19 protein-coding genes are annotated in these 18871 nt (G+C 41.3%); 3 read left to right on the forward strand and 16 right to left on the reverse strand.

The window, feature by feature from the left end; all coding sequences use genetic code 11:
* Window positions 1-244: 244 nt before the first annotated feature.
* From spx to HMPREF1517_RS03865, 8 genes are all read right to left on the reverse strand, one after another.
* On the reverse strand, window positions 245-643 hold the full coding sequence (gene spx / locus HMPREF1517_RS03830) for a transcriptional regulator Spx (RefSeq protein WP_002886328.1): 399 nt from the start codon (window positions 641-643) through the stop codon (window positions 245-247).
* Window positions 644-811: 168 nt separating this feature from the next.
* Complete coding sequence (gene recA, locus HMPREF1517_RS03835; protein ID WP_002889600.1) at window positions 812-1951, reverse strand: recombinase RecA; 1140 nt, start codon at window positions 1949-1951, stop codon at window positions 812-814.
* A gap of 40 nt (window positions 1952-1991) precedes the next feature.
* Complete coding sequence (locus tag HMPREF1517_RS03840) at window positions 1992-3257, reverse strand: competence/damage-inducible protein A (RefSeq protein WP_037599410.1); 1266 nt, start codon at window positions 3255-3257, stop codon at window positions 1992-1994.
* A gap of 96 nt (window positions 3258-3353) precedes the next feature.
* The gene (locus HMPREF1517_RS03845; protein WP_037599412.1) at window positions 3354-3908 is read right to left on the reverse strand and encodes a DNA-3-methyladenine glycosylase I; all 555 of its coding nucleotides are present in this window, start codon (window positions 3906-3908) and stop codon (window positions 3354-3356) included.
* An 8-nt stretch (window positions 3909-3916) separates the two neighbouring features.
* Window positions 3917-4507: a Holliday junction branch migration protein RuvA gene (gene ruvA, locus HMPREF1517_RS03850; RefSeq protein ID WP_037599413.1), complete on the reverse strand. Its 591-nt coding sequence runs from the start codon at window positions 4505-4507 to the stop codon at window positions 3917-3919.
* 157 nt (window positions 4508-4664) lie between these two features.
* Window positions 4665-4886 carry a hypothetical protein gene (locus tag HMPREF1517_RS03855; RefSeq protein WP_037599415.1) on the reverse strand — a complete coding sequence of 74 codons (222 nt, stop codon included), beginning with the start codon at window positions 4884-4886 and terminating at the stop codon, window positions 4665-4667.
* Window positions 4887-5016: 130 nt separating this feature from the next.
* The gene (gene mutL / locus HMPREF1517_RS03860) at window positions 5017-6954 is read right to left on the reverse strand and encodes a DNA mismatch repair endonuclease MutL (protein WP_037599417.1); all 1938 of its coding nucleotides are present in this window, start codon (window positions 6952-6954) and stop codon (window positions 5017-5019) included.
* A gap of 51 nt (window positions 6955-7005) precedes the next feature.
* Complete coding sequence (locus HMPREF1517_RS03865) at window positions 7006-7311, reverse strand: hypothetical protein (protein WP_037599419.1); 306 nt, start codon at window positions 7309-7311, stop codon at window positions 7006-7008.
* Between the two features lie 178 nt (window positions 7312-7489).
* Between HMPREF1517_RS03865 and HMPREF1517_RS03870 the strand changes: the two genes are divergently transcribed.
* Together HMPREF1517_RS03870 and HMPREF1517_RS03875 are read left to right on the forward strand one after the other, a co-directional pair.
* On the forward strand, window positions 7490-7927 hold the full coding sequence (locus HMPREF1517_RS03870) for a LytTR family DNA-binding domain-containing protein (RefSeq protein ID WP_037599421.1): 438 nt from the start codon (window positions 7490-7492) through the stop codon (window positions 7925-7927).
* Window positions 7924-8379: a DUF3021 domain-containing protein gene (locus tag HMPREF1517_RS03875; protein ID WP_037599423.1), complete on the forward strand. Its 456-nt coding sequence runs from the start codon at window positions 7924-7926 to the stop codon at window positions 8377-8379. The genes HMPREF1517_RS03870 and HMPREF1517_RS03875 overlap by 4 nt, the downstream gene beginning before the upstream one ends.
* A 33-nt stretch (window positions 8380-8412) precedes the next feature.
* Here HMPREF1517_RS03875 and mutS read toward each other — a convergent pair whose 3' ends face one another.
* From mutS to argR, 3 genes are read right to left on the reverse strand one after another with little or no spacing between them, the layout of a single operon-like run.
* Window positions 8413-10971 (reverse strand): DNA mismatch repair protein MutS, encoded by a 2559-nt coding sequence (gene mutS / locus HMPREF1517_RS03880; protein WP_037599425.1) that lies wholly within the window; start codon window positions 10969-10971, stop codon window positions 8413-8415.
* The gene (locus HMPREF1517_RS03885; RefSeq protein ID WP_037599427.1) at window positions 10964-11323 is read right to left on the reverse strand and encodes a YlbF family regulator; all 360 of its coding nucleotides are present in this window, start codon (window positions 11321-11323) and stop codon (window positions 10964-10966) included. The genes mutS and HMPREF1517_RS03885 overlap by 8 nt, the downstream gene beginning before the upstream one ends.
* On the reverse strand, window positions 11323-11751 hold the full coding sequence (gene argR / locus HMPREF1517_RS03890) for an arginine repressor (protein ID WP_198017475.1): 429 nt from the start codon (window positions 11749-11751) through the stop codon (window positions 11323-11325). Before argR ends, HMPREF1517_RS03885 begins: the two co-directional genes overlap by 1 nt.
* A gap of 154 nt (window positions 11752-11905) precedes the next feature.
* On the opposite strand from argR, the gene argS reads away from it, so the two are divergent.
* On the forward strand, window positions 11906-13597 hold the full coding sequence (argS, locus tag HMPREF1517_RS03895; protein ID WP_037599431.1) for an arginine--tRNA ligase: 1692 nt from the start codon (window positions 11906-11908) through the stop codon (window positions 13595-13597).
* A gap of 874 nt (window positions 13598-14471) precedes the next feature.
* Here argS and purB read toward each other — a convergent pair.
* From purB to purE, 5 genes are all read right to left on the reverse strand, one after another.
* A complete protein-coding gene (purB, locus tag HMPREF1517_RS03900; protein ID WP_037599433.1) occupies window positions 14472-15770 on the reverse strand; it encodes an adenylosuccinate lyase in 1299 nt (432 codons plus the stop codon).
* Window positions 15771-15977: 207 nt separating this feature from the next.
* Entirely contained in the window at window positions 15978-16205 is a 228-nt protein-coding gene (locus tag HMPREF1517_RS03905; RefSeq protein ID WP_037599435.1) for a hypothetical protein, read from the reverse strand.
* An 8-nt stretch (window positions 16206-16213) separates the two neighbouring features.
* The gene (locus HMPREF1517_RS03910; protein WP_037599438.1) at window positions 16214-17164 is read right to left on the reverse strand and encodes a ketopantoate reductase family protein; all 951 of its coding nucleotides are present in this window, start codon (window positions 17162-17164) and stop codon (window positions 16214-16216) included.
* A complete protein-coding gene (gene purK / locus HMPREF1517_RS03915) occupies window positions 17165-18256 on the reverse strand; it encodes a 5-(carboxyamino)imidazole ribonucleotide synthase (RefSeq protein ID WP_037599439.1) in 1092 nt (363 codons plus the stop codon).
* On the reverse strand, window positions 18243-18731 hold the full coding sequence (gene purE, locus HMPREF1517_RS03920) for a 5-(carboxyamino)imidazole ribonucleotide mutase (protein ID WP_014633767.1): 489 nt from the start codon (window positions 18729-18731) through the stop codon (window positions 18243-18245). The genes purK and purE overlap by 14 nt, the downstream gene beginning before the upstream one ends.
* Window positions 18732-18871: the final 140 nt, after the last annotated feature.

Here is an 18871-nt window from a genome sequence, read left to right on the forward strand (position 1 = left end):
CTTTTTTCGAAGTTTTTTTACTTCTCGTGTTCGCCGCCCCTTCCGAAACAGCTTATTTATAATATCATCTCTGACTTATCTTGTCAATAACTTTTTAAAGTTTTTTTCAAACTTTTTCAGTTACTGAACAATTTCCTTGAGACTTTATTAGTCTATCAAGTTTGTGAACCAATGTCAATACTTATTTTCTATGCAATAAGTGAAAGCAAAAAAGAAGATCTCTAGTATCTCCTTTTTTCATTTTTTATAGAGCTGCTCGCATGCGTGCTTGTGAATTTTCGACATTTCGTATTGAGCGCGGTAAGAACGCACGGATGTCATCTTCTTTATAACCCACTTGCAATCTCTTATCATCAATTAAGATTGGACTTTTCAAGATTCTTGGGTTTTCTTGAATCAAATCAATCACTTCACTAACACTGAGCTCGTCGATATCACAATTTAGAGCTTTAGCATAGCGATTTTTTGATGAAACAATGCTCTCAACACCATTCTCTGTTTTTGATAGGATGTTTAAGATTTCTTCTTTTGTAAGTGGTTCTTTACCAAGGTTTTGTTCTTTATAAGGAAGTTGATGGTTGTTCAACCATGTTTTTGCTTTTTTACAACTTGTACAACTTGAGATTGTATAAATCTTAATCATGTTAATTCTCTCTTTCTGTCACATGATACTATTATCTTATCATTGTCCTTAGTTTAAGAAATCGGTCTAGCGACCTATTTTGAATCTAAGGGGACTTTTTCAATTATCATAGATTTTTTTTACTTAGATTAAATCAAAGAGAAAAAGAGCTCTTCGGCTCTTTTACACTTATTCTTCAATTTCAATGGTTGAATCAAGGTCCAAAACAAGTTCATCAGATGTTTCTTCAACTTGTGCTTCTTCAACACTATCCTCTTCATCTGGTTCAATCAAACCATAGTGTACACGTACTTTATGATCAATTTCTTCAAAAATATCTGGATGATCTGCCAAATATTTTTTAGCATTTTCAGATCCTTGACCAATCTTCTCTCCATTATATGAGAACCACGCTCCGGCTTTTTGAATAATTCCTAAATCACTAGCGATTTTTACAAGCTCACCTGTTTGTGAAATCCCTTCACCATACATAATTTCGACAAAGGCTTCTTTAAATGGTGGGGCAACCTTGTTTTTGACAACCTTGATTTTAGTTTCCTTACCAACATTTTGGTCTTTTTTATCACCAGTCCCTTTGATTTGCGTATTTCCACGTACATCAAGACGTACTGATGCATAGAATTTTAGAGCACGTCCACCAGGGGTTGTTTCTGGATTACCAAACATAATACCAACTTTTTCACGTAATTGGTTAATGAAGATAGCAATTGTTTTTGTTTTATTGATAGAAGCAGAAAGCTTACGCATGGCTTGACTCATCATACGCGCTTGAAGTCCGACATGACTGTCACCAATATCTCCATCAATTTCTGCACGAGGTACCAAGGCTGCAACTGAGTCAACAACAACCAAATCAACTGCACCAGAGTCAATCAGCTTACCAGCAATTTCGAGACCTTGTTCACCTGAATCAGGTTGTGACAAAAGAAGCTCATCGATATTAACACCTAGGGCTGCCGCATAAGCAGGGTCAAGGGCATGCTCTGCATCGATAAAGGCAGCGATTCCGCCTTCTTTTTGTGTCTGAGCAACAGCATGGAGGGCTACAGTCGTTTTACCTGATGATTCTGGTCCGTAAATTTCGATAATACGACCTTTAGGATAACCACCTGCACCAAGAGCAATATCCAAAGCTAGCGAGCCTGAGCTCATAACCTGAACCTTCTGCTCTGCACGCTCACCAAGACGCATAACTGCTCCCTTACCAAAATCTTTTTCAATATTCTTCAAAGCATCATCAAGTGCTTTACGACGCTCATCTCCAAATTTCTTTGTGATTTCTTCTGTTTTCTTTGTTTTCTTAGCCACTTATTTTCCTCTTCTTTCTATAGTTAAAGACAAACTTAAATCAAGTTGTCTCTTGTAATAAAGCTTGGCGAACTAGGTTAAAGGCATAGAGGGTACTAATATATCTAACGTCAGAACGACTTCTTCCACCTATAACAACCTTGATTGACCTTACTTGATTCCTATCAGCAATACCAATAAATACTGTACCTGCTGGGTGTCCTTCTAATGAATCTGGTCCAGCTACACCGGTAAGTGCAATTCCGTAATCGCTATCTGTTTTAGCTCGGGCACCTTCAGCCATTTTTTCTGCAGTAAAATGACTGACAACACCATGTTCTTCTAGTTGCGACAAGGGAATATCCAACATTTTAGATTTTTCTTCAATGCTGTAAGTAACAAAGCCGCCTTTTAATACTTGTGAGGCTCCTGAAAAATCAGCAATACTAGCCTGAAATAAACCTGCTGTTAGGCTTTCAGCTGCAGTGATAGTCTTGCCATGGTTCTTAAACAAACGGAAAGTTTCAAATGCTAAACTATTAGACTCTCCATATCCGTAAATAAAATCAGATAAGGATTTGCCATCTAGAGTTTTAGTAGAACGAATTTGTTTTTCTAAAACATCTAGTTTTTGATCTGCTTCTTCTCGTGAAGAAGCCTTTGTTGACAAGCGAAGTGTTACTTCCCCCACTTTAGCGTATGGAGCTATGGTTGGATCTGTTTGGTTAACAATAAAATCCTTCAGAATAGTCACCAATTGACTTTCTCCAACGCCAAAGAATCTTAGGACTCTCGAATAAAGACTTGCGTGATTCTCAGTAAGTGCTGGAACAAGTTCCTGATTCACCATAGGTTTAAGTTCACTTGGTGGCCCAGGTAGGACTACATAGGTCACCCCTTGAGTAGTAATGACGCCTCCAACTGCAAGACCTGTAGGATTTTGCAAGGGGATAGCCCCCTCAACAATTTGCGCTTGACGTTCATTATTAGGCGTTCGTGTGTGTTTAGGGCGAGTAGCAAAGAAACTGTCCAGCTTTTTACTTGCCTCCTCATCAAAAACAAGTTTTTTTCCTAAGAACTTAGCTAGGGTTTGCTTGGTTAAATCGTCCTCCGTAGGGCCAAGTCCTCCACAAAGTATGACTAAGTCACTACGTTTACTAGCTTGGTCTAGAACTGAGAGTAGGCGGTTTTCATTGTCTCCTACTGCTGTGTGAAAATACACGTCAATTCCTAGTTCAGCTAGTTTCTCAGATAAAAATTGGGCATTGGTATTGGTGATTTGCCCAGTTAGGATTTCGGTTCCTACTGCAATCAATTCAGCTTTCATTGGTTCACCTATATTACTATTCGTAAAATAATCTCAAAAACATGTTCGTTTATAAACTAACATGTTTTTCTCGTCTTGTCAATCAAATCTACTCATTTATTTGAAGTCACAGTTATTTTCATGATCATTCACAAATCCTGCGGCTTGCAGAAATGAATATATAGTAGTCGGTCCTAAAAATTTGAACCCTCTCTTTTTTAGATTTTTGGCAATCTGTTGGGATAAATCAGTTGATGATGGGACGTCCTTATATGTGGGAACATTATTTACCAAGGGCTTTCCGTCAAAGAACTGCCAAAAATAATGGGACAAGGAGCCAAATTCATCTTGGAGTTTTAGTACTTGTTTGGCATTATTTACGGTTGCTTCTAGCTTAAGTTTGTGACGAATAATATCCGGATTTTGAAGCGCTTCTTCAAGTTCACTTAGGCTAAACTGGGCAACACGCTCAATATCATAGTTATGAAAAACACGATTAAAGGCCTGACGTTTATTTAAAACAGTTAACCAAGAAAGTCCTGACTGATAACTTTCTAAGCAAAGTAGCTCAAAAAGTTTTTGATCGTCACCAATAGGCTTTCCCCACTCCTTGTCATGATAATCACAATATAATTTATTGTTTGTTGGTACCCAAAGACAACGATTGACCATTGCTTACCTCATTTCATCAACATCTTAAGAGCTGATTTAATGTATTGCTCTGCCGTTTCATTAGTACCTTCGAAGAAGGCTTTGATTTTCTTAAGTTCTGCAGCTTTATAACCAAGAGCAAGCAAAGCTTCCATAGCCTCATCCAACTGATGATTTCCTTCAGGTTGACTTGGTGTCGTCTTGGTCGTTTCTGTTGGTAACTCTGCAAATTTCCCTGCCAAGTCCAAAACCATTTGCTGGGCTGTCTTTTTACCAATCTTTGGAAACTTCATCAGGTACTTGATGTCACTATTATCAATGGCAGCCACCAAGCCTTGATTATCATCTACAGCAACAATAGCTAGAGCAGTCGTCGGACCTATTCCAGAAACTGAAATAAGCTTAAGGAAGACTTCTTTTTCATCTTCAGTATGGAAACCAAAAAGAAGGTGGGCGTCATCCCTAATAACCTGATGAAGGTAGACTTGGATAGTCTGATTCATCTGGTCAGAAAAACTATATGGGTTCGCTACAGTGACAATATAACCTAAGCCGTTTGCTTCTATAACAATATACTTGGCGGTAATTTTCACTAGAGTTCCCTTGATGTAATCATACATAGCGTGTGATTTCCTTTCTCGTTCGTATCTTCAATGGATTGCTTTGTTATTTTATACTTATAAGATAATTGTCTTGAGTGTTTATTTTGTCACCTCAAGCACTGCTGTACTATTGTAACAAAAAATCCACTCGAAAGTGGATTCTGTTTGCTCCATTTTAAGGATGACTACTCGTCTTTAAAGTATCTGTAATCATCTTTAGACCTAATAGAATATATGTTACAACGCCTAAAGTAAAGGCAATGCTAGAAACATTTACTAGGGCATTCTCCAAACTTGGTCGACCTAACCAAGCCAAAATATAGAAAATCAAGCTAGTCGCTAAAAATGTTAAGCCAAAAAGTAAAAAGTGTTTATTAGTTTTTGTTAGGTGTCTCATCACTCCACCTCCTAACTTAAAAATCAGTCAATCATCCTACAATGATGTGCTAAAACATTAGAAGATTCCTTGTCTTCATCACTATTATAAATCTAACGTTCCTATTCGTAAAGTAAGACGAAAAAAAGTTTTAATACTTCCCTAGGTCACGTAGACTAGTATGATTTTCTTGAATTCGACGGAACATTTTTTCCATATCAGACTTTGTAAAGTTGACAAGTACAGGACGTCCGTGAGGGCAATTGTAGGGGTTTTTACACTGTGCAAGCTGCACTAGAAGGTCATGCGCAGAGTAATCATCGAGAGCATGATTGGCCTTGATTGAACGTTTACAACTCATCATGATGGCTAACTCAGCACGGTAGGTTTTGACAGACACTTCATTCGTCAAAAGAAGCATGTCGCACATTTCATAGACTGCAGATTCAATCTCTTCTTCCTTCATCCAGATAGGATGTTCACGAAGAATGAAGGTGTTATTTCCATAAGGCTCCAAATAGATACCAACCTGGTTAAGAAGAGGCATTTTTTCTTGTAAACTAATGTAATCTGCCCCTGAAAATTCAAAGAGATAGGGAACCAAGAGCTGTTGTAAACTACTGTCAACCTCACCAATCTTTTCGCGATAGTACTCATACTTGACACGTTCTTGGGCAGCATGCTGGTCAATGATGTAAAGTCCACCTTGTCCTTGAGCAAAGAGATAGGTTCCATGCATTTGACCAAAAAACTCCAACTCAGGGAAGGTTGATGTTTCCTCATTGTCCAGATTTTCAAGCATGCGCTTCATTTTCGACTTGTTTTTATAATCAAGTTTTTCGTGTTCACTATCACTTTCATCTGCTGAACGTTGTGCTTGTTTAACAGAAGGTTGCGGTTTGTTTTCTACCGATGAAACTGGAGACTCTGACACGAGTGGTTTGATATCCTCTTGGACTATCTCTGGTTTGACAAAGAAATCATTACGACTGCTATCATAATAAAGATTGGTTTGTTTGAGTGGAAGACTGGTTTGAACCGGCTTAGTTGCACCTCTGGTACTTGACTTGGCTAGATTTTCAAGGGCATCTGGAATTAAATCCTGCTCTTTAAGACTTTGAGCAATGGCAGAGCTGATAAGAGCCATGAGCTCTTTTTCTTTAGAGATACGTACTTCCTGCTTTGTTGGGTGAACATTGACATCAGCCAAGTAGGGATCAATCTGAATATCAATAACCGCAATAGGGAAGCGCCCTACCATGAGTTTAGAACCATAACCATCAAAAATAGCACGGTTAAGTAGAAAGTTTTTTATATAACGTCCGTTAATGAGAATCGTGATGTAGTTACGATTCGCACGAGTTAATTCAGGAAGGCTGACATAGCCAGAAACTTCAAAATCAAGGTCAGAATTTGAAATTTCCACCATTTTTTTAGCCGTTGTTAAACCATAAATCCCGGCAATCGCTTGGCGGAGGTCTCTAGTACCTGAGGTCTGTGTCAACTGACGACCGTCATTAAGCAAGGTGAAGGCAACTTCGGGATGAGCTAGACTCAGACGATTGACAACATCGACAATATGAGCCAACTCGGCCTGTAAACTCTTCATATACTTGAGACGAGCTGGGGTGTTATAAAATAAGTTTTCAACGGTAATCTTTGTTCCAACTGGTGTTGAAATAGGATCCTGACTCTCAATTTCCCCACCCTTGGCAACTAGTTTAGTCCCATAGGCTTCTCCATCAGCTGCCGTCACAATGGTAAGATGACTGATAGAAGCTATTGATGGCAGGGCCTCACCTCGAAAACCAAGAGTTCGAATACGAAAGAGGTCTCCTTGATTTTTGATTTTACTTGTTGCATGACGGCGCAAACTCATGGCTACGTCAGCTTGAGCCATTCCTTCGCCATTGTCTGTAATTTGAATTTTTGAGAGGCCTGATTCTTCAACTTCAATAGTAATCTGGGTGCTGCCTGCATCAATAGCATTTTCCACCAGCTCTTTAACTACACTAGCTGGTCGCTCTACGACCTCTCCAGCAGCAATCTGATTGGCTAGAACTTCAGGCAATTCGATGATTTTTGGCATAATTATTTTTTCTCCCTTCTAAAAGGTTGATACATTCACTGGTGCTGACTGTTACTTATGCTTACTATAAAGCCACAACTCACACACAACTGTTAGCCAAGATAAGGCTGTGGCTATAACAATCATATCCCCATGACGAAGGTTGAACCAAATGAGCCCAGAAAAAATCAAGAGGTAGATGATTTGGAAAATCCATTGGTAGGTTTTAGGCGAGCTTGTAGAATCCATAAACTGCTTAACAAAGAAATAAAACAGGAGCAGGTTCAGTGTTAGTGCCTTTTCAAAAGGTGTAAAAAAACTCAAAATCAGACTGCAGGCAAGAAAAATTCCTGCTAACCATTTCATTATAGATTTCATGTGATTACCTCGTCAGTACGTTTTCATTAAGTATAGGGGTTTTCTAAAATATTTTCAACCACTTAAACACCATATAGGACCACATAGACAAGTGCTATTGCTGTGGGCTAGCAAATAGTGTTTAATAAAGGTGTGAAAGGGAGGAGGCCTCCTCAATTACAAACAAGAAAGGATCGTTATGAAAATAAAAGTTCAGATTGACTCGGTATTTCAAGAAGAGACGTTGCAGATTCAGGCTCCTAGTCGGACGCCAAAGATTCAGCAAGTCGTCGAGTTTGTCGAAAGTTTGGATGACAACCACCGACTCAAAGGAAAAAAAGATGGAGAAACTTATCTTATCGCACCCAAAGCTATTTCCAGAATTTACATCGAAAATCGACAAGTTCTAGCTGAAACTATTCAAGGAGAGTACCCCTTAGGCTTACGTCTCTATCAAGTTTTAGAAAAACTGCCATCTTACTTTATCAAAATTTCACAATCAGAGATTGTCAACCTCAAAGAAATTGAACGCTTCAACATCACCCCTAACGGCCTCGTAGAAATTCACCTTAAAAACAAGGAAACTACCTACTCATCACGCCGTTACCTCAAAGCAATAAAGGAGAAATTACAATGAAAAAGCAACTTTTTAAATCAGGCACAAGTGGCATCCTTATCGGACTTGCCGTATCCATGGTCATGTCTCTTATCTGGGCGCCAAACTACATGCCCCTCAATCCCCACTCAGGCATTGGACAATGGATGACGTCACATCAAGTTCACGGATCTATGGTATTGGCCTACTGCCTCATCACTTGGTTTGCTATCGGTATCCTTTTTGAAGTCGCTAGTTATATTTTTCGTAAAGCTGAATGGAGTTTGCTTCGTGCAACCCTCACTCACTACGCCTTGACCTGTCTAGGTTTCATTCCACTAGCTACCCTCAGCGGATGGTTCCCTCTACGTTTAACTTTCTACTTGGAGCTAGTCATTGAATTCAGCCTTATCTATCTCCTCGTTTGGGTCTTCTCTTATTGGAAAATGAAAAAGGATATTGAACAACTCAACCAAGAATTGAAACACCTATAAAAGACAAGAAGCCTGTCAATTGACAAGCTTCTTTTATAGTTTCTGTTTTAAATCTGCTACAGCCATCATGACTTGCATAGGTGTCATGTTGTAAATATCTAAATCACGCAACTCTTGAAGAACTGGATTTTCAGTAAAATCATCAAAGAGAGAGATTTGCTCGTTGACATGCGTTTCAGTGGCAGGCTTCTCTTGAGGCGATACCTTTTCCTGAGGTTGGATGGTAACTGTATCGCCCTCTAGTTGTGTCAAGATGGTGTCAGCACGTTCCAGTAAATCTGCTGGTAAACCTGCAATCTTAGCCACATGAATACCATAAGATTTGTCAGCTGGGCCATCAACAATCTTGTGAAGGAAAGTCACCTCACCATCCTTTTCAAGTGTCGCCACATGAACGTTGACAAGGTGTGTCAAATTGTTTGACAGGGCTGTCAACTCATGATAATGGGTAGCAAACATGGTCTTAGCCCCCACCTTGTCATGAATAAACTCAATAATAGACTGGGCCAGAGCCATACCATCATAAGTGGCTGTCCCACGTCCCAACTCATCAAAAATAATCAAGGAATTAGGTGTCGCCCGCTTAATAGCCTGGTTAGCCTCCATCATCTCAACCATGAAGGTCGACTGCCCTGAAATCAGGTCATCTGCAGCACCAATACGTGTATAGATAGCATCAAAAACTGGCAAGTCAATACTATCTGCTGGCACGTAAGACCCCATCTGAGCCATAACTACTGACAAGGCTAACTGACGCATATAGGTGGATTTACCACTCATATTTGGTCCTGTGATGAGCTGAATATTGGTCTGACTGTCAAAGGTAATGGTGTTTGGAATGTATTCTTGAACGCCCATAACCTTCTCAACCACCGCATGACGACCTTGATCAATAACGATACGATGCTCATCATTGAACACAGGACGAACATAATGATTAGTCTCTGCTGTAACAGCCAAACTCTGAAGCACATCGACTGTCGCAATAGCCTTAGCCAAAAATTGCAAACGGTCAATATAGCGTTCAACCTGCTCACGGACACGCATGAAAATATCATATTCCAGCGTTGATGATTTTTCACGCGCCTCAAGCATCTCACCTTCAATTTTAGCCAACTCAGCAGTTCCAAAGCGCTCTGAATTTTTCAGAGTTGCCTTTCGGAAGAAATGGTCAGGAACCAAGCTAAGGTTAGAGTTGGTCACATGGAAGTAATAACCATCTTTACGGTTATAATCAATCTTTAGTGTTGTAATACCAGACGCTTCACGTTCTTTAGCTTCGATATCTGCGATCCATGAGGTTCCCTCACTCATCACCTTGCGATACTTGTCCAAGGTCTCATCAAAACCAGCACGGATAATGCCACCTTCTGTAATGGTTGCAGGGGCATCAGGATCAATAGCCGACCGAATCAAACTCTCTAATTCTGGCAGAGCATCTAACTCTTGTAAAAGACGTGACAAGGCATCGTCATTAAAAGACTCCAAAATCGCCTTAATCACCGGTACTTGAGCCAAAGTATGACCTAGCTGAATCAAATCTTTTGGATTAGCCTTGCCAAAGGAAACACGACTGGCCAGGCGTTCAATATCGTAAACACCTTTTAGACTCTCAGTCAAGTCACTCCGCTCAAAGAAATTGTCCAAGAAAACTTGGATAATATTCTGACGCTCGGTGATAGTGGTTTGATTCACTAAAGGACGATCAATCCAAGTTCGCAAGAGACGCATTCCCATAGCTGTCTTGGTTTCATCCAAGAGCCAGAAAAGAGATCCGTGTTTCTTGCCCGTTCTAGCATTTTCTAGTAAATCCAAACTTGACTTGGTCGCATAGGACATCTGCAGGTAATCCTTAATCTCATAGTGCTGAGCCTTTTGTAAATGACTGAGCTCACGCATCTGAGTACGGTGCACATACTGGAGAAGTTTACCAGCCACACTGCTTTCCAAATCTGTCAAGCTAGTGTCAATCAAGTGGACATCATCGTAAACCTCTGTTTCCTTGGAGAGTAGAAGGTTGAGTTGCTTGACCAAAACTTGTTCGTCAACTTCAGGTAAATCATACCCAACGACTACTTCACGTGCCTTAAGGTTCTGAATTTCACTACAAACTGAACTGAAATCATCCAACTCTGTCGCAAAAAATTCACCCGTTGACACATCCATATAGGCCAGGCCGAATCGACTTCCAACCTTGTCAATGGCTACTAAGAAATTGTTGGCATTATCAGGTTTAGAGCTGTCAACCACTGTCCCTGGCGTGATAACCTGAACTACCTCACGCTTAACCACGCCAACAGCCTGTTTAGGGTCCTCCATCTGCTCAGCAATGGCTACTTTGTAGCCCATCTCAACCAAGACATCAATATAGGCTTGAGCCGAATGATAAGGAACACCTGCCATAGGAATGGGATTATCTGCGTTCTTATTACGACTGGTTAGGCTAATTTCCAAAATTTGAGCAGCCTTAACGGCATCATCGTAAAATAATTCGTAAAAATCCCCCATCCGAAACAGCAAAAAAGCATCTGGATAATTTTCCTTGATATCCAAATACTGCTGCATTCCTGGAGATATTTTTTCCTTAGCCATGTCTTAACTCCTCGTTAATCTTTTCTTCGATAGACTTGGTCACATATTGAATCAAGTCACTGGCATCTTGCATCTTTTGACGGTAATCCTGAACAATGGGCAAATTTTCCAACTCATTCTGAATCAAATCTGCCTGCTCACCTGCCTCCTCATAGGCACGTTGTTTCTCAATTTTTTGAAAAAGCACCGCTTCTTGTTGATAAGCCTTCATCTGTCCAGCCAGAGAACTAATCTGAGGGATCTGTCCAATAGCTTTCTCAGTCTCTTGAAAAGCAAGAACCACCTCATGGTGTTTGAGGAGGTCGATTAACTCTTCTTTGGCTTTTTGGAAGTCCTGATGGGGAGTCTTCATCAGTGAAACTCACTTTCCAATCTTTCAGCAACCACTGCGTCCTTACAGATTACCAATAGGGTATCTGCGCCAGCAACGGTTCCTAAAATTTCAGGATTGCCGTCACTATCAATCAGGTTAGCCAAAACATCTGCTTCACCCAATTCTGTATGGAGAACCAGCATAAACTGGGCACGGGAAACTGATTTGACATAGTCCTTAACCGTAGGATCCAAACTTGAAAGCACATGCTCAGACAAACTATAGTAAAGTTTACCTTTCTCATCACGAAGCTTCAACAGGCCAATCTCACGCAAATCACGTGACAAGGTAGCCTGTGTAACCGTGATACCTTCCGCCTCTAGGCGTTGCTTAATTTCCTCTTGTGTCCCAATCTTATCTCTTGAAATCATCTGTTTGATAACAGCTTGACGATCTCTCTTCATTATCTTTCCTCTTTTTATGTATATTCCTTGCATATTATAACAGAATTTTTGTATTTTTTCATGAAATACTTCTTGAGAGATGCTTTCTTGTCCCTACCCTATTAACTAAAATAATGGTAAAATAGGTATGAATGACAAGATTTGAAATGGAGTACCTATGAATACTAAAGAACTCATCGCAGCAGAGATTGCCAAAGTTGTTCCCGAATTGGAACAAGAAAACATTCAAAATCTGCTTGAAACCCCTAAAAATGCTGACATGGGGGACCTCGCCTTTCCTGCCTTCTCATTGGCTAAAGTCTTGCGCAAGGCCCCTCAAATGATTGCAGCAGACATCGCTGAAAAAATTGATGCTTCAAACTTTGAAAAAGTTGAAGCTGTTGGTCCTTACATCAACTTCTTCCTTGATAAATCAAAAATCTCAGCGAACGTTCTTGGACAAGTCATCGCTCAAGGCAGCCACTACGCTGACCAAAACATCGGTCACGGACGTAACATTGCCTTTGATATGTCTAGTCCTAACATCGCTAAACCTTTCTCTATCGGTCACTTGCGTTCAACAGTTATCGCTGACGCTCTTGCCAACATCGTAGCTAAACAAGGCTACAAACCAGTCCGCATCAATCACTTGGGTGACTGGGGTAAACAGTTTGGTATGCTGATTGTTGCCTATAAGAAATGGGGTAGCGAGGAAGCTGTCAAAGCCAACCCTATCAATGAACTTCTTCAACTTTATGTGCGTATCAATGCCGAAGCTGAAAAAGACCCATCTGTAGATGAAGAAGCTCGTGAATGGTTCCGTAAATTGGAAGCTGGTGACGAGGAAGCAACTGCCCTCTGGCAATGGTTCCGTGACGAAAGCTTAGTAGAATTCAACCGTCTCTATGATGAACTTGGTGTTTCATTTGATAGCTACAACGGTGAAGCTTTCTACAATGATAAGATGGACGAAGTCGTTGACATCTTGACAGAAAAAGGACTTCTCCAAGAATCTCAAGGTGCCCAAGTGGTTAACCTTGAAAAATACGGTATCGAACACCCAGCCCTCATCAAAAAATCAGATGGTGCAACACTCTACATCACACGTGACTTGGCTGCTGCCCTCTACCGTAAACGTACTTACGACTTTGCCAAAGCCATCTATGTGGTTGGTAATGAACAATCTGCCCACTTCAAACAGTTGAAAGCTGTTCTTAAAGAAATGGGTTACGACTGGTCTGACGACATGACTCACGTTGCCTTTGGTCTAGTAACTAAGAACGGTAAGAAATTGTCAACTCGTAAGGGTAACGTTATCTTACTTGAGCCAACTATCGCTGAAGCTGTTAACCGTGCTCAAGCTCAAATCGAAGCTAAGAATCCAAACTTGCCTAACAAGGAAGCTGTTGCCCACGCTGTTGGTGTCGGAGCTATCAAGTTCTACGACCTCAAAACAGACCGCATGAATGGTTATGACTTCGACCTTGATGCCATGGTATCCTTCGAGGGGGAAACTGGACCTTACGTACAATATGCACACGCTCGTATCCAATCTATCTTGCGCAAGGCTGACTTCACGCCATCTGCAGATGCCACATACAGCCTAAACGACGTTGAAAGCTGGGAAATCATCAAACTCATCCAAGACTTCCCACGTATCATCAACCGTGCATCAGATAATTTTGAACCATCTATCGTTGCTAAATTTGCTATCAGCTTGGCTCAAGCCTTTAACAAATACTATGCCCATACACGTATCTTGGACGAAAGCCCAGAACGTGACAGCCGTTTGGCTCTTTGCTACGCAACAGCAACAGTCCTCAAGGAAGCCCTTCGCCTTCTCGGTGTTGAAGCTCCAGACGAGATGTAAGCCATATTTAAAACGCCTAAGGGCGTTTTTTTAGTGACCAAAAAAAGAGCCCAACATATGGTGTTGAGCTCTTTTGGAGATTATGAAAAAGAAAAGTTCGTTGTTCTACAAAAAGTGTAAGCCAACGAGACTTACTGAACAAGGTTCAGTAAAAGTTATTTAGGAGACTTAAAGTATAACCCGTCTTCCTTAAAGAAACCTTAAATCACAGAAAAAAATCCCCAAAGGGATTTTCACAACAGTCCAGAGACCGCTGAAAAGATACGATTGTACAGGCTTCCCAACCTCTTCTTCCTAATCCTCCAAGGTGACCGCTTGTCCAATAGAATCTTTATATAACTATATTACCTTGTTTTGGAAGGGTTTTCAAGTATTTTCTTAAAATATCCTAATAAAACCTCAAAAAGAAGAAAAAAGCCTAGATTGCTAGACTTTCTTCGGGGAGATTTGTTATGAAAAGTTTTGTTTACTGCTAGCTCACCAAAGCTAGCTGCTTTATTAGGATGGTTATAATATACCTTAATAAGCTTAAAGGTAGCTTAAGAAATTATTATCTTGCATCACTTTTTAAAACGATAAGTAAAATAAGTAATAGTAAGCACCCATTAGGAATATCCATATCTAAAAACCAAGAGGAGGCTTTGATACTTCCAAGATCATTCATGATGCGGATAGTATTATAAGCAATGCTTACTATTAGGAGGCTAAGTTCCGGTAAATAGCTAAGTCGTCCTTTTAAGATGGCTAACTTCTCCTTCCTGACAGTTTTCTAGCGATGACTCTATTATAAGGCTGAAAAGGAATCAAAAATAGTGACATAAATGTCACCATCAAAAAAAGCAGGTCAAACCTGCTTTCTGCTATCTTGCTTCAATTAGTCACCCAAACCGATGCGTTCGAAGATTTCATCAACACGTTTAGTGTAGTAAACTGGGTTGAAGATCTCGTCGATTTCTTCTTGGGTGAGGCGAGAAGTTACTTCTGGGTCTGCTTCAAGAAGTGGTTTGAAGTCTACTTGATTATCCCATGATTGGGCAGTCTTTGGTTGAACAAGGTCGTAAGCTTGCTCACGTGTCATGCCTTTTTCAATCAAAGTAAGCATCGCACGTTGGCTGAAAATCAAACCAAATGTAGAATTCATGTTGCGGATCATGTTTTCTGGGAAGACTGTCAAATTCTTAACGATGTTTCCGAAACGGTTGAGCATGTAGTCAATCAAGATGGTTGTGTCTGGTGCGATGATACGCTCAGCTGATGAATGTGAGATATCACGTTCGTGCCAAAGGGCTACATTTTCATAGGCTGTTACCATGTGACCACGGATAACACGCGCAAGACCTGTCATGTTTTCAGAACCGATAGGGTTACGTTTGTGAGGCATTGCTGAAGATCCTTTTTGACCTTTAGCAAAGAACTCTTCCACTTCACGTTGTTCTGATTTTTGAAGACCACGAATCTCTGTTGCCATACGCTCAATAGAAGTTGCGATGCTCGCAAGAACTGCAAAATACTCAGCATGAAGGTCACGAGGAAGGACCTGTGTAGAGATTTCTTGAGCACGGATACCAAGTTTGTCGCAGACGTATTTTTCAACGAATGGTGGGATGTTGGCAAAGTTACCAACCGCACCAGAAATCTTACCAGCTTCCACACCAGCAGCAGCATGCTCGAAACGCTCGATGTTACGTTTCATTTCGCTGTACCAAGTTGCCAATTTAAGACCAAAAGTTGTAGGCTCAGCGTGCACACCGTGCGTACGACCCATCATGATAGTGAACTTGTGTTCTTTCGCTTTGTCAGCGATGATGTTAAGGAAGTTTTCAAGGTCCTTGCGGATGATATCGTTGGCTTGTTTGTAGAGGTAACCATAGGCAGTATCTACTACGTCAGTAGAAGTCAAACCATAGTGAACCCACTTACGCTCTTCACCAAGCGTTTCAGAAACCGCACGTGTGAAGGCAACCACATCGTGACGAGTTTGCTGCTCGATTTCCAAAATACGGTCGATGTCAAAGTCCGCTTTTTCACGAATCAAAGCCACATCTTCCTTGGGGATTTCCCCCAACTCAGCCCATGCTTCGTCAGCTAAGATTTCCACCTCAAGCCAAGCACGGTATTTATTTTCTTCACTCCAAATGTTCGCCATCTCAGGGCGAGAGTAACGTTCGATCATAATTAAGATATTAAGGGCGTTAAGCGGACACAGTCAAAATAGGAGTTTAGATGAAGAAGCGTCAGCTTCTAGGAAAAACTATCTTTTTGACCAAGTCCGTAGCCCGTATTCAGTTTTTGTGAATACGAGTACCCTTGTTCCTTTCTTTTTTGTTTTATATGCAATATTCTTTTGATGTTTCACATCAGTTAGCAACCGACAATCGCTTTACTCAAACTCCTCTTTCCCAATCCACACTGATGGATAGTGATCCAGTGTATTCAAATCAGTATTCATCGGCAAATCATAGATAGCTAAATAGTTTTCAGGATATTGAGCAACCAACTCTTCATACTTAGCTCTCACTTTTTCGTGATTGCTACTAGCATACAAGACTTCGACGACTGCTCCAGTCCTATCTTTTTCAACAAATGCATTGACGATGAGTTGAATCATAAAACCTCCTAAATCGAAATTCCCTTCATGTTTGCTTCTAGAATGGGCATGTCCACACCTAACTCCTGACCGGTCTGATAAACACTTTGACAACAGTAGAAGATGTCCTGTTTATCATTGTGCAAAGTCATAATTTTCCGTGTTAGCTCATTTTTCGCAAACATGACTTTCATGGCTTTTCCTGCAATCCAAGCGGGAATTTTGTATGGCAAGAGTTCTGCCTTATAAAGCTTCAAATTTACGCCACGCGCTTCTACCACTTTCAAAGCTTCCCGAATGGCCTTGATGGCCAATGATAATTCCGAAGAACTATTCATCAAATTCAGAGCCAGCTGTTCTGGATTTTCCAAATTTCCCGAGCGAGCAGCTGTCGAAGTAACACCTGCATTAATCGCCATGTGAATCCAAATCCACTCGACCATATCATGAGGAACTTCCCACTTCAAATCTGCAGAAGTCAGTAAAGTCGTCAAATCAGAATAATTAGAAATGTCTGCTTTTTGCTCACCTTCTAGCATTAAATGGTCGAACAAGACACCATCCAAATGGTCCTCCTGCATATGACCGCCCGCTGTCGGAAAAGCCAGAATATAGTCGTAATCTCCTGCCCACTCTTGGACCACTTTTCGAGTATTCCAGAAATTGCAGAAGAAAACGAGGGTGCCTTTGATATTATTTTTTCGCAAGGTTTCCACAGCTTCTTTGACAAAGCCATGACGAACACTCAGAAAAATAAAATCATATTCCGAATCAGCTTCTGCCAAACGAACCTCATAGGTGTCGTGTTTGTTTTCACCTTTGGAATGATAGCGACCATCTAGCAAATCAACCGAGAGTTTTTGGGGAACATTGTTTTTCTTACTGTCTCTCAGTACGTGTTCTACTTTATGACCTACTTTTTGAAAAGCGTAGGCGTAAGTGGTCCCGATAACTCCGAGTCCTAGGATTGCTATTCTCACCTAAAAATCATTTCCTTTCCCAAACTCAACCACACTATCTGGTTCATTACTAAACAAAGTCACATGCCCCATTTTGCGGTTGTGCTTCGCTTCTAGTTTACCATACATGTGGAGGTGGGCGCTTGGATTTTCTGTGACATAATGCTCAGCTGCTTCGACGTGTTGGCCGAGAACATTGAGCATGACAGCAGGTGCATGGAGGTGGATTGCTGGGAGTGGCGCTCCGAGAACGCCCAAGATATGCGTGTCAAATTGTGAAAAGTCACAGGCTTCGATTGAGTAGTGCCCTGAATTGTGTGGGCGTGGCGCGATTTCGTTGACAATGATGTCATCAGCTGTCGCAAACATCTCCACACAGAGGGTACCAGAGAGGTTAAGTTGCTCAGCAATCTTCACTGCCATAGCTTTAGCCTTCTCAGCTAGACTATCAGAAATGCGAGCAGGCACGATTGTTTTAGAGAGGATGTTGTTGCGATGGATATTTTCCTGAACTGGGAAAACCGTCACGTCCTTGCCGTTACCAGACACGATGACCGAAATCTCGAGGTCGAAGTTGACGAACTCTTCCAAGACACACTCGGCTGAGTTAGCAAGGGCATTTGCCTCTTCCAAATCGTCGGCTGACGTGATGATTTTTTGACCGTGGCCATCGTAACCACCTGTCGCTGTCTTAAGGACGTATTTTTTAGAAAGGTCAATATCTTCCAAATCAAGACTAGATGTCACGACCTTGTAAGGTGCAACTCTCACTTGGGCCTTGTTTGAGAGGAAGTCCTTCTCAAAGATACGATTTTGTGAAATACGAAGCAAATCTGTTCCTTGTGGGAGCTGGCCATCTTTGATAACAGCGTCAAGGCCGTCAGCGTCGACATTTTCAAACTCATAAGTGAGAACATCACAGCGGTCTGCCAACTGGCGAAGGGCATCTACGTCATCGTAGGGTGCCACGATGACCTCAGACACACGAGAAGATGGACAATCTGCTGCAGGATCAAGGGTGATAACCTTGTGGCCCATGTAGATAGCTGAAATAGCCATCATCTGACCGAGCTGGCCACCACCGATGATACCAATGGTTTTAGTTGAGCTCATTTGTAGACTCCTCTGCGATTTTTCCTTGTTCTTCAGCAAAGTTAGCAAGCGCATCTGCAATGGCCTTGTCTTCTACTGAGAGGAGACGGAGGGCAAAGAGGGCAGCGTTTGTCGCACCAGCTTCACCGATAGCCATGGTTGCGACAGGTACACCACCCGGCATCTGAACGATAGAATAGAGCGAATCTACACCGCTAAGAGCACGTGATTTGACTGGCACACCGATGACTGGAAGGGTTGTTTTAGCAGCAACCATACCTGGCAAGTGAGCAGCACCACCTGCACCTGCGATGATGACCTTGATGCCACGGCTACGTGCTTCTTCAGCATGTTTGAACATGAGGTCCGGTGTACGGTGTGCGGAAACAACTTTCTTTTCGTAAGCAACGCCGAAGTTGTCGAGGACTTCAGCGGCTTTTTGCATGGTTGCCCAGTCAGATTTTGAGCCCATGATAATGGAAATTACTGGTTTCATAGTTAATATCCTTTTCTTTTTTGATAGTGGTCTTAAGTGGTGGGGACAGAAGCAAACCTTCGGTTTCATTCCTAAACTTTGAGCCTAAAGTCTCAAAGTTTCCCCCGACCAGAACAGATGCTGTTCTGGTCTTTTCACCA

Source organism: Streptococcus sp. ACS2, from assembly GCF_000525585.1.
GTDB lineage: Bacteria > Bacillota > Bacilli > Lactobacillales > Streptococcaceae > Streptococcus.

What these genes read in the sequence shown, in the direction of transcription:
- argS (WP_037599431.1), top strand. Translation starts at nt 11,906, where the DNA reads ATGAATACTAAAGAACTCATCGCAGCAGAGATTGCCAAAGTTGTTCCC.
- HMPREF1517_RS03865 (WP_037599419.1), bottom strand. Translation starts at nt 7,311, where the DNA reads ATGAAATCTATAATGAAATGGTTAGCAGGAATTTTTCTTGCCTGCAGT.
- purB (WP_037599433.1), bottom strand. Translation starts at nt 15,770, where the DNA reads ATGATCGAACGTTACTCTCGCCCTGAGATGGCGAACATTTGGAGTGAA.
- mutS (WP_037599425.1), bottom strand. Translation starts at nt 10,971, where the DNA reads ATGGCTAAGGAAAAAATATCTCCAGGAATGCAGCAGTATTTGGATATC.
- HMPREF1517_RS03885 (WP_037599427.1), bottom strand. Translation starts at nt 11,323, where the DNA reads ATGAAGACTCCCCATCAGGACTTCCAAAAAGCCAAAGAAGAGTTAATC.
- HMPREF1517_RS03875 (WP_037599423.1), top strand. Translation starts at nt 7,924, where the DNA reads ATGAAAAAGCAACTTTTTAAATCAGGCACAAGTGGCATCCTTATCGGA.
- spx (WP_002886328.1), bottom strand. Translation starts at nt 643, where the DNA reads ATGATTAAGATTTATACAATCTCAAGTTGTACAAGTTGTAAAAAAGCA.
- purK (WP_037599439.1), bottom strand. Translation starts at nt 18,256, where the DNA reads ATGAGCTCAACTAAAACCATTGGTATCATCGGTGGTGGCCAGCTCGGT.
- purE (WP_014633767.1), bottom strand. Translation starts at nt 18,731, where the DNA reads ATGAAACCAGTAATTTCCATTATCATGGGCTCAAAATCTGACTGGGCA.
- mutL (WP_037599417.1), bottom strand. Translation starts at nt 6,954, where the DNA reads ATGCCAAAAATCATCGAATTGCCTGAAGTTCTAGCCAATCAGATTGCT.
- HMPREF1517_RS03905 (WP_037599435.1), bottom strand. Translation starts at nt 16,205, where the DNA reads ATGATTCAACTCATCGTCAATGCATTTGTTGAAAAAGATAGGACTGGA.
- HMPREF1517_RS03855 (WP_037599415.1), bottom strand. Translation starts at nt 4,886, where the DNA reads ATGAGACACCTAACAAAAACTAATAAACACTTTTTACTTTTTGGCTTA.
- HMPREF1517_RS03840 (WP_037599410.1), bottom strand. Translation starts at nt 3,257, where the DNA reads ATGAAAGCTGAATTGATTGCAGTAGGAACCGAAATCCTAACTGGGCAA.
- ruvA (WP_037599413.1), bottom strand. Translation starts at nt 4,507, where the DNA reads ATGTATGATTACATCAAGGGAACTCTAGTGAAAATTACCGCCAAGTAT.
- HMPREF1517_RS03845 (WP_037599412.1), bottom strand. Translation starts at nt 3,908, where the DNA reads ATGGTCAATCGTTGTCTTTGGGTACCAACAAACAATAAATTATATTGT.
- HMPREF1517_RS03870 (WP_037599421.1), top strand. Translation starts at nt 7,490, where the DNA reads ATGAAAATAAAAGTTCAGATTGACTCGGTATTTCAAGAAGAGACGTTG.